This is a genomic window from Kitasatospora sp. NPDC048662 (assembly GCF_055587065.1).
The window spans coordinates 79030-92515 of sequence record NZ_JBVJHA010000018.1 but is presented as its reverse complement, the minus strand read 5'-3'; the positions used below and the strand labels follow the sequence as shown (position 1 = coordinate 92515).

The window sequence follows — 13486 nt, the reverse complement described above, 5'->3', positions numbered from 1 at the left end:
AGCACGCGAACGACGAGGGGTGGCAGCAGACATGGTGGGGACCGAACTGGCCGAACTGGCGGCCTCGGGAGCGACGGCACTGGTCGGGGCAGTGGCCACCGACCTGTGGGGCCAGGTACGCGACCGGGTCGGCCGGTTGCTCACCCGCGGCCGCGAGAGCCGGGTGGAGGCCGCCCGGATGGAACTCGCCTACGCCGAGGTGCTGGACGCCGAGGAGAACGACCTGCCCGCAGTCCGCGAGAACGTCCGCCAGGACTGGGAGCAGCGCCTGCTCACCGTCCTGCGCGAGGACCCGACCGCCGTCGCCGAACTGCGCGCCCTGCTCGACGAGATCGCCCCGCAGGCCGGCGCGCCGCGGATCGAGGTGACCACCATCCACAACGAGATCAGCGCCGACGTGCACGGCATCGCCCTGCAGATCGGCCGGGTCGACACCAGCAACGTGACGATGCAGCAGCCGGGCGACCAGCGGGCCTGAGCGCGGAGCGTGGAGCGCGGCCAGGACGGCGGGGCCGCTGCGGGCTCTGCCCCCTGGGCCGCCGCCGGCGGTGGGTTGGTCAGCGGGCCGGAGCGTCGAGGGCGGCCAGCAGTTCGGGCCCCGACCAGGACGGCGGGGTCGGTGCGGACTCGGCCTCCCGGACCAGCTCCAGCAGCCGGCGGTTCGCGGGCGCGGCCAGCCCGTGCCGGGCGGCGAGGGCCAGCACCTCGCCCTGGAGTTCGTCGACCTCGGTGCGGCGGCCACGCCGCAGGTCCTCCCACATCGAGGACCGGGCCTGCGCGTCCACCCGCAAACTCGCTGCCGCGAGCCGCCGGAAGAGTGAGTCCGGCAGCGCCAGCACGGCGGGCATCCACCGCGCCGGCACCGGCCCGAGCCGGGCGGGCGTCAGCCCCGCCGCCCGCAACGCGGCCAGGCCCTCACGCTGACACCGTGCCAGTACCAGGCGGTACGGCCGACTGCCGAGCTGCTCACGGAGCGGCAGGCCGGACAGCGCGTTCACCGCGTTGTTCAGGTTGAGCAGCAACTTCGCCGCCTGCACCTGCGGCATGTCGTCACGCAACTCCACCGGCAGGCCGGCGGCAAGGGCCGTGGCGGCGAACTGCTGAGCGGCGTCGGTGTGTTCGGTGGGCGTGGGGGAGTGCCCTGCAGGCGGCTGGTCGGTGGAGGGGGAGGGGGAGGGGGAGGGGGAGGGGGCGGGGGCCGGGGGCTGCTTTGTGACGGCGAACTGCTCGGTGGGCGTGGGGGAGTGTCCTGCGGGCGGCTGGTCGGTGGAGGGGGAGGGGGCGGGGGCCGGGGGCTGCTCTGCGGTGGCGAACTGCTCGGTGGCGTCGGGGTGTTGGGCGGGGGCGGGGGAGCGTCCTGCGGGCGGCTGCGTTGCGGGGGCGGCCGAGGCCTCGTCTGTGGGTTCGGCCTGCTCGGGGGCGGGTGTGTGGCTGGCCGCCGGGGGTTGGTTCGTGGCGGCGAACCGTTCGGCGGTCGGGGGCGGCGTCGTGCCGGGTCGTGCGGTGGTGGGGGTGCGGGCGAGCGTCAGGCGGCCGTCGGTGCCCTGGTGGAACGCGTTCGGGCCGGTGCGGACCACGTTGTACGGGACCATGCCGGCCAGGACCCGGTGGCCGGGGAGGGCTTCGGCGAGCAGGCGGGCGTTGTGCAGGCCGTTCTGGAAGCTGATCACGGTGGTGTGCTCGTCCAGGTGCGGGGCGAGTTGGCGGGCGGCCTCGGCGGTGTCCGCGGACTTGACGGTGACCAGGACGTAGTCGGCTCCGGCGGCGGCCGAGGCGTTCACGGCGGTGTGTGGCCGGGCGTGCAGGCGGCGGGTGCCCGGGCCGGTCAACGTCAGGCCGGCGCGGTCGAGTTCGGCCATCGCGGCGGGACGTCCGATCAGCGTCACCTCGGCGACGGTCGAGAGCGCCCCGCCGAGGCGGCAGCCGATGCTGCCCGCCCCGAACACGGCGATCCGCAGCGGGGAGGCGGAACGGTCCTCGGACACCCGGGGCTCCTTCGTGGACGGCAACGGCCCCGAGGTTACCGCCCGGTCACCTTCCCCGTCAGTGCTCCGGCGGCCCGGCGGGTTCGGTGTGGCGGGCCGCGAGGAGGGCGGCCACGTCGTCGTCGGGCGGGCCGCCGGCGTAGTGGCGGAGGTCGCGGCGGAGGTTGTGGAGGAGGGTGGCGGAGGGGTCGGCGGTCCAGCGGGCGAGGCGGTCGGGGAGGGGGTAGAACTCGCCCTGGCGGTCGCGGGTTTCGGAGACGCCGTCGGTGTAGAGCAGGACCCGGTCGCCGGGGCCGAAGGGGATGGTCACGGAGCGGTAGTCGGAGGCGACCAGGCCGGACAGGTTGAGTGGCGGGAGCGGCACCTCGGGTTCGAGGAGGCGCACGCCACCGGGCTGGATCAGGACGGGCGGCGGGTGGCCGCAGTTGAGCAGGCGGGCCTCGGGGCGGTCGTCGGGGATCTCCAAGAGGACGGCGGTGGCGAAGCGTTCGGCGGCGTCCGGCGAGGAGGCCCGCTCGGCGTACCGGCTCAGGCCGGTCTCCAGGCGGCTGGCCAGCGCGGGCAGGTCCGTGGAGTCGTAGGCGGCCTCGCGGAACGAGCCGAGCAGTGCTGCCGCCAGCTCGACCGCCGGCAGACCCTTGCCCTGGACGTCGCCGAGGATGATCCGCACCCCGAACGGGGTCCGCACCGCCTCGTAGAAGTCGCCGCCGATCTGGGCCTGTTCGGCGGCGGCCTTGTAGTAGAGGGCGAGATCGACGGTGTTGATCCGGTCCGGCAGCGGGCGCAGCACCACCTCCTGGGCGGTCTGCGCGACCGACCGGACCATCGCCAGGTCGCGTTCGCGGTGCACCCGTTGCGCGGCGGTGTACGCGGCGGCCAGGGTGACGGTGACGGTCGCGGCGATCACCGAGGCGCCGGCCGCGCCGACACTGTGGTCCCGGATCAGCGCCAGCACGATTTCGGTCAGTACCGCGAGGCCGCCGATGGCCAGCGTCCCGGCGGGGCCCCAACTGGCGGCGGCGAGTGCGGGTGCGGCCACCACGAAACGGTCGTAGCGCTGGCCGGCCGGGGTCTCGCTGTCCGCGGCGGCGGCCGCGGCGATCAGCAGGAACGGCGACAGGCGGGTGAAGGCGGTCAGGATCGGACGGGGCCGCGAAGGATCCGGTTTGTCGGTAATCGTGGGCATGACCCGGTGAACGGTACCCGGGTGGCGCGTTCAGGTGTGGGAGGCGCGGGCGGGTGACACCGGCCAAATGATCAACGTGGCAGGGGGATCGGCGCTGCGCGGGGCCGATGGTGGCTCAATGGCCGCCGCCACCATGCCGTTCGGGCCCCCGGTGGTGCGCCGGGCCATGGGCGGCCGCCCGGAGCGCGCCGATGATGCACGCCACACGTGCTCGGCCAACCCCCCATGTCCAGAGGCAGATGAGCACACTCGCGAGAGCGGAGCCCCCACATGACAGGACACTTCGGCACAGGACGGATCGGGCGCTGGGCGAAAGCGCTGATGACGAAAGCGCCGGCGGCGAAAGCGCTGGTGGCGGGAGCGGTGCTGGCCGGCGGCATGCTGACCGGCGTGCCGCAGGCCTCGGCGGCCGGACTCGGGCAGGTCACCGGCTTCGGCAGCAACCCGGGCAACCTGGCGATGTACAGCTACACACCGAGCGGGCTGGCCACCGGCAGGCCGCTGGTGGTGGCGCTGCACGGCTGCACCCAGACCGCCAACGACTACTACGGCAACTCCGGTTGGGCACAGCTCGCCGACCGCTGGGGCTTCGCGGTGGTGTTCCCGCAGACCAACTCGACCAACAACCCGCTGTCCTGCTTCTCCTGGTTCGACAGTGCCAAGGACACCCGGGGCAAGGGCGAGGCGCTGTCGGTCAAGCAGATGGTCGACAAGGCGGTGGCGCTGTACGGCAGTGACCCGTCGCGGGTGTACGTGACGGGGCTTTCGGCGGGTGCGGGCATGGCCGCCGATCTGCTGGCGGACTATCCGGAGGTGTTCGCGGGCGGCTCGATCGCCGCCGGTCTGCCCGCGCAGTGCGCGAGCACGCAGTCCGCCGCGTCCGGCTGCCAGAACTCCGGCCAGAACCTGACGCCCGCCCAGTGGGGCGACAAGGTGCGGGCGTCCAACCCGGGTTGGACCGGGCCGTGGCCGCGGGTGGCGATCTGGCACGGCAGTTCGGACACCACCGTCGCCCCGGTCAACGCCACCGAGCTGCGCGACCAGTGGACCAATGTGTGGGGCATCCCGCAGACCGCCTCCGCCACCCAGTCGCTGCCGGGCGGCACCACGCTGAGCGTGTACAACGACAGCACCGGCAGGCCGGCCGTCCAGCTGTACAGCGTCTCCGGGATGGGCCACGGCCTGCCGGTCAGCCCGGGCAGCGGCACCGCCGACTGCGGCCGAAGTGGCGCCTACTTCCTGAACACCATCTGCTCGTCGTACTGGACGGGCCTGTTCTGGGGGCTGGACGGCAGCACCGGCGGCGGTACCCGGCTGCCCGCGCCGGGCGGGCTGACCGTCACCGGCACCACCGACACCACCGCCTCGCTGAGCTGGAACGCGGTGGCGGGGGCGGCGTCCTACACCGTGTACCGGGGCGGCGCCCAGGTCGGCACCGGCACCGGCACCACGTACACCGACACCGGCCTGAGCGCGGGCACCGGGTACGCGTGGACGGTCGCGGCGGTGGACGCCAACGGCGCGGTGGGGACGGCGAGTTCGGCCGTGACGGCGACCACCACCGGGAGTGTGTTCACGCCCAGGTGCTACACCGACACCAACTACCAGCAGGTCTCGGCGGGCCGGGCCCATCAGAGCGGCGGGTACGCGTACGCCAACGGCTCGAACCAGAACATGGGGCTGTGGAACCTGTTCGTGACGCACACCTTGCAGGAGACCTCGGCCGGGTACTTCGTGCTCGCGGACTCCGGCTGCCCCGCCTGAACGCGCGTTGACGGCCTCTGAGCAGCGATGATGTGGGCCTCGTCGGCGGTGCCGGCGGGGCCCGCCAGAGTGTCAGGGCGGCAACAAGACGTCTGACAGATTGAATGATTGTCCTATGTCAACGGGGCCGTCAGACTCGTGCACCTCAACATCCGAGCCAACACCCGATTGCCAAGGTGAAAATGACCGCCATCCCCGTGGCCCCGCCGGAGACCCGGTGGGCAACGCCCAAGCGCGTGAGCCTGGTTCCCCTGGTTGCCCTGATCTTCTTCAGCGTCTCCGGCGGCGCCTACGGCATCGAGCCGCTGTTCTCGACCTCCGGGCCCGGCATGGGCATCCTGCTGATCCTGATCGCTCCGCTGATCTACAGCGTGCCGCACGCCCTGGTGTGCGCCGAACTCGGCACCGCCATCCCCGTCGAGGGCGGCTACTACCACTGGGTCAAGCGCGGCCTCGGCCGGTTCTGGGCCTTCCAGCAGGGCGTGCTGGCCTGGGTGTGCAGCTTCGTCGACATGGCGCTCTACCCGGTCATGTTCACCTCGTACCTGTCCAGCCTGATCGGCGCCGTCGCCCCCGGCAAGCACGTGTTCTTCGACCTGAGCCTGCGCTGGTTCACCATCGAGGTCGACCTGAACTGGGTGATCTGCGCCGGCGTCATCGTGCTCTTCACGCTGCTGAACCTGATGGGCGCGGGCTGGGTCGGCGACTCCTCGGTGCTGTTCGCGATCATCTGCCTCACCCCGATGCTGGTCCTCACCGCGATCGGCGGCTACCACCTGCTGACCGAGGGCATCAACCCGGTCACCCCGCTGACCGCCGAACAGGGCCAGTCCACCTGGAACGCCTTCGGCGCCGGCCTGTTCATCGTGATGTGGAACTACTCCGGCTGGGACTCGGTCTCCACCGTGGCCGGCGAGATGGAGAACCCGAAGAAGCACCTGCCCAAGGCGCTGTTCTGGTCCGTCCTGCTGATCATCGTCGGCTACCTGCTGCCCTCGCTCGCCGCGCTCGCGGTCGGCGCGGACGGTGACAACGGGTGGAAGAGCTGGGAGGAGGGCGCGCTCCCCGACATCGCCGGTGAACTGGCCGGCCCCTGGCTCCAGTACGCCGTCACCGTCGGCGGCCTGTTCGCCTCGGTCGCGATGTTCTCCGCGCTGCTCGCCTCCTACTCGCGGCTGCCGTCCTCGCTGTCGCGCGACGGCTACCTGCCTCCGTGGGTCTCCAAGGAGAGCAAGCGCTACCGGATGCCGATGGCGTCGATCATCGGATCGTCCGTCATCTACGCGCTGTTCTGCTTCTCCAGCTTCAGCGACCTGGTGGTCTTCGACGTCTTCCTCACCAACATCGGCATCCTGCTGGAGGTCGCCGCGCTGATCGCACTGCGCATCCGCGAGCCCGAACTGGAGCGCCCCTACAAGATCCCCGGCGGCTGGTGGAGCATCGGCCTGATCACCGCCTGCCTGACCGCGGTCAGCGCCTGGGCCGCCATCGAGCAGTACAACGAGGAGGGCGGCAAGGCCGTCAAGTACTGCCTGATCGTGGTCGGCGCCGCGCTGCTGCTCTACCCGCTGCTGTCGCTGCGCCGGGCCGCCCGGCAGTCGGCCGCGCTGGACCGGGCCGTCGCGAACGGGACGGTGCCCGGCGAGGTCTACGGGCTGTCAGGGTCGCAGCGGGACTCGGCACACAGTGACAAGGCCGCCGCGGGCGGCGGAACGGATAGCGTCGAGGCATGATCAACAGCTTCGCCCTGCACGTCCCGGACGCCGAGCTGGAGGCCGAACCGCTCGACCCCGAGCAGATCGTCTCCGGCACCCCCGAGGTCACCGGCAAGGTGGTCTGGGAGTCCGCCGACGGCCGCCAGATCCGCGGGATCTGGCAGATCACCCCCGGCGTGGTCACCGACACCGAGGCCGACGAGATGTTCGTCGTCCTCAGCGGCCGGGCCACCATCGCCTTCCAGGACGGACCCGTCCTGGAGGTCGGCCCGGGCGACCTCGCGGTGCTGCGCGAAGGCGACCGCACCACCTGGACCGTCCACGAGACGCTCCGCAAGGTCTACAGCATCAACCTCGGCCCCGAGGCGGCCGGGGACGAGGACCGATAACCGCCGGCAACGGCACAGCAGCCGGCCCGGCCGCCGCCACGGCCGGGCCGGCGACCCTCCCAAGGCAAGGAACCGAGAACATGGACCCCGTACACGCCCTGCGGGACGCCAAGCCCACCCCGTTCTGGCTGGAGGACCCCGGTCGTCCGCAGGCCAACTCGGCGCTCACCGGAGACGTCCGCTGCGACCTGCTGGTCGTCGGCGGCGGCTACAGCGGCCTGTGGACCGCGCTGATCGCCAAGGAACGCGACCCCGGCTGCGACGTGGTCCTGATCGAGGGCCAGGAGATCGCCTGGGCCGCCTCCGGCCGCAACGGCGGCTTCTGCGCCGCCAGCCTCACCCACGGCCTGGGCAACGGCTTCGAGCGCTGGCCGGACGAACTCGCCGCGCTCGAACAGCTCGGCGCCCGCAACCTGCAGTCCATCGAGGACGCCGTCCGCACCTACGACATGGACTGCGACTGGGAGCGCACCGGCGAACTCGACGTCGCCACCGAGCCGCACCAGGTCGAGGAACTCGCCGAACTGTACGAACTCGCCCAGCAGTACGGCGACTACGAGCTGCTGGACGCCGACGCCGTCCGCGCCCAGGTCAACTCGCCGACCTACCTCGGCGCGCTGTGGGACAAGGACGGCGTGGGCATGGTCCACCCCGCCAAGCTCGCCTGGGGCCTGAAGAAGGCCTGCGAGGGCCTCGGCGTGCGGATCTTCGAGCACACCATGGCGACCGACATCGCCGAGTCCGGCTCCGGCATGGCCGTGCGCACCCCCTACGGCCGGGTGTTCGCCCGCCAGGTCGCGCTCGGCACCAACGTGTTCCCCTCGCTGGTCAAGCGGATCCGCCCCTACACCGTGCCGGTGTACGACTACGCGATGATGACCGAGCCGCTGAACGCCGAGCAGCTGGCCTCGATCGGCTGGCAGGGCCGGCAGGGCATCGGCGACAGCGCCAACCAGTTCCACTACTACCGGCTGTCCGCCGACAACCGGATCCTGTGGGGCGGCTACGACGCCATCTACCACTACGGGGCCAAGGTCCGCACCGAGTACGACCACCGGCCGCAGACCTACCGGACCCTCGCCCGGCACTTCTTCGAGACCTTCCCGCAGCTCGAAGGCCTGCGGTTCACCAACGCCTGGGGCGGCGCGATCGACACCTGCACCCGGTTCTCCGCGTTCTTCGACACCGCCTACCGCGGCAAGGTCGCGCTCGCGGCGGGCTTCACCGGCCTCGGCGTCGGCGCGACCCGGTTCGGCGCCGAGGTGATGCTCGACCTGCTGTCCCGCAAGAACACCGAGCTCACCACGCTGGAGATGGTCCGCCGCAAGCCGCTGCCGTTCCCGCCCGAGCCCGTGCGCTGGGCCGGCATCGGCATCACCAAGTGGTCGCTGGACCGCGCCGACCGCAACGGCGGCCGCCGCAACCTGTGGCTGAAGACCATGGACACCCTGGGCCTCGGCTTCGACAGCTGACGCCACCTCGCCCCCCACCGGCCGCCCCTCGCGAGGGGCGGCCGGCGCTCTGCCGTCAGCCGGGAACGCTCTCGCCCGCCGCGCGGGCAGCGTCACGCGCGGCCCGCTCGACCCGGGCGTGGTGGGCGGGCCACCAGTCGGGGGAGACCTCGGGCAGGACGGCGTCGCCCGGGCGCAACCCCGTCGAGCCGTCGAGGAGTTCACGCACCACGTCGGCCTGGCCGGTGTGACGCTGGGTCTCGGCGACCATGTGCAGCAGGATCCGGCCCAGGGTGAGACGGTGGCGCGGGGGCCACGGGACTCGGCCGAGGGCGTCCAGCGGCAGGGCGTCGATGGTGGCGTCCGTGTGCGCCCAGACCCGGCGGTAGTCGGCGATCAGGGCCTCGCGGCTCTCGTCCGGGCGGGCCCACAGATCGTCGTTGGCCTCGGCGGCGCCCGCCACCCACAGGCCCGGCCCGCCGTCGAAGGGGCGGCCGAAACTCTCGCCGAAGTAGACCGCCTCCGCGCCCGTCAGGTGCTTCACCACGCCGAGCAGGTTCGTCCCCGACGGCGTCACCGGGCGGCGCACGTCGTACTCGGACAGGCCCTCCAGCTTCCACAGCAGCGCGTCCCGGGCGTCCTGCAGATAGAGCTTCAGATCCCGCTTGACGGTGTCGAGTTGATCGGGGGGTGTTGGATTCGCCGGTGGTCGTCATGGCCGGAGTGTGGTCACGATCCGAACGGGCCCGCAAAGGGTTTTCACCCTCCGGTAACGTTCCCGGCATGGCCATCGATCAAGAACTCGTGGACGCCGCGATCGAGTTGACGCGCCGGCGGTTCCCCGGGCAGGAGTGGGCCGGCGCCGCCGCGCTGCGGCTGGACGACGGCACCGTGCTGACCAGCACCGCGCCCGAGCCGCCGAACAACGCGGTGCGGCTGTGCCACGAGACCGGGGCGATCTGCGAGGCGTACAAGCGCGACCGCAAGGTGGTGGCCTCGGTGTGCGTCACCGCCGCCGACGACGGCAGCGGGTTCTGGGTGCTCGCCCCCTGCGGCGTCTGCCAGGAGCGGCTGTTCGCGTACGGGCCCGACGTGGAGGTGGGCGTCCCCCTCCCCGAGGACCCGACCCGCTGGCGCGCCCTGCGGCTGCGCGAGGTCCAACCGCACTGGTTCGCCCGGGTGTTCCCCGACGAGGTGTGGCCCTACCAGGAGTAGCCGTCGATCGGTGATGGCGTCAGTCGGTGATGGCGTCAGTCGGTGATGGCGAAGACGAGCAGGCCCTCCAGCTCCTCCTCGATCACCTCGACGTGCTCGACCACCGCCCGGGACGGGCCGTGCCGCATCCACCCCACCATCGCCTCGACCGGCGCCTCGTCGCCCTCGAACACGGCCTCCACCCGCCCGTCCGGCAGGTTGCGCACCCAGCCGACCACGCCCGACTGGGACGCCGCCCGCCGGCAGGAATCGCGGAAGAACACGCCCTGCACCGTGCCCGAGACCAGCACCCGCCGCCGGATCACCCGCACCCACCTCGCCCCGCTCGCCGCCGCCACTGCCCGCAGGTATACCGTAGGCGGGGCGGAGCGCGGCGGCAGGCAGGGCCGGACGGGTGCCGTCAGCCGGTCGCCGTCACGGGCCGCGGCGCCGCCGGGGCGGGCTCCCGGTCGTCGATGCTGCGGCTGAACGGGCGCCAGGCGAACAGCGTCAGCGCCGCCATCACCACCGCCGAGAACCAGAACGGCCCGGTCAGGCCGAAGGCGCGGGCGAGCGGGCCGCCGATCAGCGCGCCCAGCGCGGAACCGCCCACCGCCAGCGCCATGAAGACACTCATCACCCGGCCGCGCAGCACGTCCGGCACCGAGCGCTGCACCAGCGTCCGGTCGACGTTCATCCAGACCGCGCCGTGCACGCCGAACATCCACAGCACCGCGCCCGCCACCCACGCCGAACCCGCCAGCGCCAGGCCCACATGCGTCAGCGTCTCCAGCACCAGGCCCACCCGCAGCAGCACCGAGGACGAGAACCGGGCCTGCAGGCGCGGCGCCACCGCCGCCCCCAGCAGGCCGCCCACCGCGCCGGACGCCATCAGCAGGCCGTAACCGAACGGGGACAGCCCCAGGTGCTCACGCGCGTACAGCACCATGATCGAGAACCCGGCGATCAGCGTCACGTTCATCAGGCACAGCGCCAGCGTCAGCGTCCGCACCGCCGGATTCGCCCACAGCCAGCGCACCGCCTCGCCGAACTGGCGGCGCACCGGCGCCGGGGCGGCGGCCGGCGCCGACGACTGCGCGCGCCGCGCCGCCGGCAGCATCGAGATCAGCACGGCCGCGCCCGCGAAACTCAGCGCGTCGACCGTCATCGGCACGCCCGCCGCCACCCCGAACAGGGCCGCGCCCAGCGGCGGGCCGCACAGCTTGTTGAGCACCGAATAGGCCCCGAAAATCCGGGAGTTGGCACGCGGCAGCTGCTCGGACGGGACGAGCGCGGGCAGCAGCGCGGAGGACGCGTTGTCGCCCAGCGCCGCGCAGCAGCCCAGCAGCAGACCCACCGCGTAGATCAGCGGCAGCGAGACCACCCCCGCGAACACCGCGCCCGCCAGCACCGCCGTCAGCGCGGCCCGCGCCGCGTTCATCGCCACCGTCAGCCGCCGGCGGTCCACCCGGTCCACCAGCACGCCGCTGACCGGGGCCAGCAGCAGCCACGGCGACTGCTGGACGAACACCGAGAGGCCGACCAGGACCGGATCCCTGGTCAGCGAAGTCACCAGCAGCGGGGCCGCCGCCGCGACGATCCCGTCCCCGAGGGTCGACACCGCCGAGGCCGACCACAGCAGCCCGAACGCCCGACCCAGCCCACCGGCCTGCTTCATCCCGCTTCACCCCATGCCGCGTCCGACTTCCGGAAACGTCCGACGCTAACCGCCGGGGCCGGGCCCGCGCATGTGGTTTTTCCGGCCCGGCGCGCTACTGACCGGTGCGGCCGTCGACGCGCTCGCGCAGCAGGTCGGCATGCCCGCAGTGACGGGCGTACTCCTCGATGCGGTGCACCCACAGGGCGCGGACCGCGTCGTGGTCGCGGCCGATCCGGGCGCCCATCTCCGGGAACCTCGCGAACGCGGCGTCGGTGGCCGTCTGTTCGCGCGCCAGGTCGGCGAACGCGCCGTCCACCACCGACTGTTCGGGCAGCGCGCCCTCGAAGTCGCCGTCCGGGTCGCCGTACAGCTTGGGCGCCGGCTCGCCCTCGGTGATCCAGTTGCGCCAGTCGCGCTCCACCTCGGCGAGATGACGCAGCAGCCCCAGCAGCGACAGCGTGGACGGCGGGACGGAACGGGCGGCGAGCTGCTCGGGCGACAGGCCGTCGCACTTCATCCGCAGCGTCAGCCGGTAGTTCGTCAAGTAGTCCTGGAACGTGGCCAGTTCACCGTCCGGTGTCGGACCGTCCGTGTTGCGGGGATCGTCGTCCGGGTCCACCCACATGTCCGGGTAGACGCCCGCCTTCGTCCAGCGCTCGGGAAGCTCTTCGCTCATCGTCCGGATCATTCCGGCCCACCCGGCCGGCGGCAAACAGTTTTCGCGCACACGCGCGGACGGGCCGGGCTCCGGGCGAGGCGGAGGGTGGGGTGCCGTACGGCCCGGGCCGGTAGGATCGGTTGGCGCTGACAACGTTGACATGACGTCGGCGCACCCGCCGACCCCCTCGTTGTGGAGCACCCCCATGCCCTTGGCGCTCGTCGCCCTCGCCATCACCGCGTTCGCCATCGGCACCACCGAGTTCGCCGCCATGGGGCTGCTCCCGCAGATCGCGGACAGCCTCCAGGTCTCCATCCCGGACGCCGGGTGGCTGATCTCGATGTACGCGATCGGCGTGGTGATCGGCGCCCCGCTGCTCACCGCCGGCGCCGCCCGACTGCCCCGCAAGGCCGTGCTGGTGGGCCTGGCCGGGCTGTTCGCGGCGGGCAACCTGCTGTGCGCCCTCGCCCCGAACTTCGTCCTCCTCGCCGCCGCCCGGCTGATCACCGGACTGCCGCACGGCGCCTTCTTCGGTGCGGGCGCCGTCGCCGCCGCCGAACTGGTCGCCCCCCACCTGCGGGCCCGCGCCGTCTCGGTGATGTTCTCCGGCCTGACCGTGGCCAACATCGTCGGCGTCCCCGCCGTCACCCTGCTCGGCCAGCACCTCGGCTGGCGCTCCGCCATGCTCGTCGTCGTCGCCGTCGGCCTGCTCGGCACCGCCGCCATCGCCCGCCTCGTCCCGCAGCTGCCCGCCCACCCCGGCGCCGGGCTGCGCAGCGAACTCGCCACCTTCCGCAGCGGACAGCTCTGGCTCGCCCTCGCCACCGTGGTGTTCGGCTGCGCCGGACTGTTCGCCTGCTACAGCTACATCACCCCCACCCTCACCGAGGTGTCCGGCTTCGCCGAATCCTCCGTCACCCTGGTCCTCGCCCTGTTCGGCGTCGGCATGACCCTCGGCAACGTCATCGGCGGCTACGCGGCCGACCGCGCCCTGCGACCCGCCCTGTGCGGCGCGCTGCTCGCGATGTCCGGCGCGCTCGCGCTGTTCGCCGTCACCGCGCACGCCCGCTGGTCGGCCGCCGTGACGGTGGTGCTGATCGGCATGGCCGGGTTCGCGATCGTCCCGACCGTGCAGACCCTGGTGATCGACAAGGCCCGCGAGGCGCCCACGCTGGCCTCCGCGACCGTCCAGGGCGCGTTCAACCTGGCCAACGCGCAGGGCGCGTACTTGGGCGGGCTCGCGCTGTCGGCGGGCCTCGGCTGGACCTCGCCCACCCTGGTCGGCGCGGGACTGGCGATGATCGGCTTCCTGATCGCCGCCGGGTCCTGGGCAGCGGACCGGAAGGCGCCCGTCGTGGTGGCCGATCAGCCGGTGGCGGCCGAGCAGGTGGCTGCGACGCTCTGACGGGGCGTCGGGGCGGTGGGTATGATCACCGGATTTCCGCGTCGGCGGTCCGGTCGCGCGGATGTCCCCCGTGCCGTTG

At 72.7% G+C, this 13486-nt stretch carries 13 protein-coding genes; 7 read left to right on the top strand and 6 right to left on the bottom strand.

What is annotated here, in order from left to right; all coding sequences use genetic code 11:
• The first annotated feature begins 31 nt into the window (after positions 1-31).
• The gene (locus tag ACZ6R9_RS31750) at positions 32-478 is read left to right on the top strand and encodes a hypothetical protein (protein WP_380487541.1); all 447 of its coding nucleotides are present in this window, start codon (positions 32-34) and stop codon (positions 476-478) included.
• 79 nt (positions 479-557) lie between these two features.
• On the opposite strand, the gene ACZ6R9_RS31745 is transcribed toward ACZ6R9_RS31750, so the two are convergent.
• Both ACZ6R9_RS31745 and ACZ6R9_RS31740 read right to left on the bottom strand, forming a co-directional pair.
• Positions 558-1985 carry a 2-dehydropantoate 2-reductase N-terminal domain-containing protein gene (locus tag ACZ6R9_RS31745; RefSeq protein WP_465542070.1) on the bottom strand — a complete coding sequence of 476 codons (1428 nt, stop codon included), beginning with the start codon at positions 1983-1985 and terminating at the stop codon, positions 558-560.
• A 58-nt stretch (positions 1986-2043) separates the two neighbouring features.
• Positions 2044-3171 carry a PP2C family protein-serine/threonine phosphatase gene (locus tag ACZ6R9_RS31740; protein ID WP_465542068.1) on the bottom strand — a complete coding sequence of 376 codons (1128 nt, stop codon included), beginning with the start codon at positions 3169-3171 and terminating at the stop codon, positions 2044-2046.
• Positions 3172-3549: 378 nt separating this feature from the next.
• Here ACZ6R9_RS31740 and ACZ6R9_RS31735 point away from each other — a divergent pair, with 378 nt between their 5' ends.
• The 4 genes from ACZ6R9_RS31735 to ACZ6R9_RS31720 all read left to right on the top strand — a co-directional run bounded on the left by ACZ6R9_RS31735 (position 3550) and on the right by ACZ6R9_RS31720 (position 8511).
• Positions 3550-4935 carry an extracellular catalytic domain type 1 short-chain-length polyhydroxyalkanoate depolymerase gene (locus tag ACZ6R9_RS31735; protein WP_465542128.1) on the top strand — a complete coding sequence of 462 codons (1386 nt, stop codon included), beginning with the start codon at positions 3550-3552 and terminating at the stop codon, positions 4933-4935.
• A gap of 236 nt (positions 4936-5171) precedes the next feature.
• Entirely contained in the window at positions 5172-6668 is a 1497-nt protein-coding gene (locus tag ACZ6R9_RS31730) for an APC family permease (RefSeq protein WP_380487547.1), read from the top strand.
• Positions 6665-7039, top strand: coding sequence for a cupin domain-containing protein (locus ACZ6R9_RS31725; protein WP_380487549.1), 375 nt, complete (start codon positions 6665-6667; stop codon positions 7037-7039). Before ACZ6R9_RS31730 ends, ACZ6R9_RS31725 begins: the two co-directional genes overlap by 4 nt.
• An 80-nt stretch (positions 7040-7119) precedes the next feature.
• Positions 7120-8511 carry an NAD(P)/FAD-dependent oxidoreductase gene (locus tag ACZ6R9_RS31720; RefSeq protein WP_380487551.1) on the top strand — a complete coding sequence of 464 codons (1392 nt, stop codon included), beginning with the start codon at positions 7120-7122 and terminating at the stop codon, positions 8509-8511.
• A 55-nt stretch (positions 8512-8566) separates the two neighbouring features.
• On the opposite strand, the gene ACZ6R9_RS31715 is transcribed toward ACZ6R9_RS31720, so the two are convergent.
• Entirely contained in the window at positions 8567-9148 is a 582-nt protein-coding gene (locus ACZ6R9_RS31715; protein WP_465542126.1) for a DinB family protein, read from the bottom strand.
• Between the two features lie 125 nt (positions 9149-9273).
• Between ACZ6R9_RS31715 and ACZ6R9_RS31710 the strand changes: the two genes are divergently transcribed.
• Positions 9274-9705, top strand: coding sequence for a cytidine deaminase (locus tag ACZ6R9_RS31710; protein WP_465542065.1), 432 nt, complete (start codon positions 9274-9276; stop codon positions 9703-9705).
• 35 nt (positions 9706-9740) lie between these two features.
• Here the strand turns inward: ACZ6R9_RS31710 and ACZ6R9_RS31705 are convergent, their stop codons facing one another.
• From ACZ6R9_RS31705 to ACZ6R9_RS31695, 3 genes are all read right to left on the bottom strand, one after another.
• Positions 9741-10010 (bottom strand): acylphosphatase, encoded by a 270-nt coding sequence (locus tag ACZ6R9_RS31705; protein ID WP_380487557.1) that lies wholly within the window; start codon positions 10008-10010, stop codon positions 9741-9743.
• A gap of 95 nt (positions 10011-10105) precedes the next feature.
• Positions 10106-11362 (bottom strand): MFS transporter, encoded by a 1257-nt coding sequence (locus ACZ6R9_RS31700; protein WP_465542063.1) that lies wholly within the window; start codon positions 11360-11362, stop codon positions 10106-10108.
• Between the two features lie 94 nt (positions 11363-11456).
• Positions 11457-12020 (bottom strand): mycothiol transferase, encoded by a 564-nt coding sequence (locus ACZ6R9_RS31695; RefSeq protein WP_465542061.1) that lies wholly within the window; start codon positions 12018-12020, stop codon positions 11457-11459.
• 187 nt (positions 12021-12207) lie between these two features.
• Between ACZ6R9_RS31695 and ACZ6R9_RS31690 the strand changes: the two genes are divergently transcribed.
• Entirely contained in the window at positions 12208-13407 is a 1200-nt protein-coding gene (locus ACZ6R9_RS31690) for an MFS transporter (protein WP_465542059.1), read from the top strand.
• The last annotated feature ends 79 nt before the right edge of the window (positions 13408-13486 follow it).

Excerpts from the sequence above, each read along its gene's own strand:
- ACZ6R9_RS31710 (WP_465542065.1), top strand. The coding sequence starts at position 9,274 with ATGGCCATCGATCAAGAACTCGTGGACGCCGCGATCGAGTTGACGCGC.
- ACZ6R9_RS31735 (WP_465542128.1), top strand. The coding sequence starts at position 3,550 with ATGCTGACCGGCGTGCCGCAGGCCTCGGCGGCCGGACTCGGGCAGGTC.
- ACZ6R9_RS31740 (WP_465542068.1), bottom strand. The coding sequence starts at position 3,171 with ATGCCCACGATTACCGACAAACCGGATCCTTCGCGGCCCCGTCCGATC.
- ACZ6R9_RS31695 (WP_465542061.1), bottom strand. The coding sequence starts at position 12,020 with ATGAGCGAAGAGCTTCCCGAGCGCTGGACGAAGGCGGGCGTCTACCCG.
- ACZ6R9_RS31720 (WP_380487551.1), top strand. The coding sequence starts at position 7,120 with ATGGACCCCGTACACGCCCTGCGGGACGCCAAGCCCACCCCGTTCTGG.
- ACZ6R9_RS31700 (WP_465542063.1), bottom strand. The coding sequence starts at position 11,362 with ATGAAGCAGGCCGGTGGGCTGGGTCGGGCGTTCGGGCTGCTGTGGTCG.
- ACZ6R9_RS31690 (WP_465542059.1), top strand. The coding sequence starts at position 12,208 with ATGCCCTTGGCGCTCGTCGCCCTCGCCATCACCGCGTTCGCCATCGGC.
- ACZ6R9_RS31725 (WP_380487549.1), top strand. The coding sequence starts at position 6,665 with ATGATCAACAGCTTCGCCCTGCACGTCCCGGACGCCGAGCTGGAGGCC.
- ACZ6R9_RS31750 (WP_380487541.1), top strand. The coding sequence starts at position 32 with ATGGTGGGGACCGAACTGGCCGAACTGGCGGCCTCGGGAGCGACGGCA.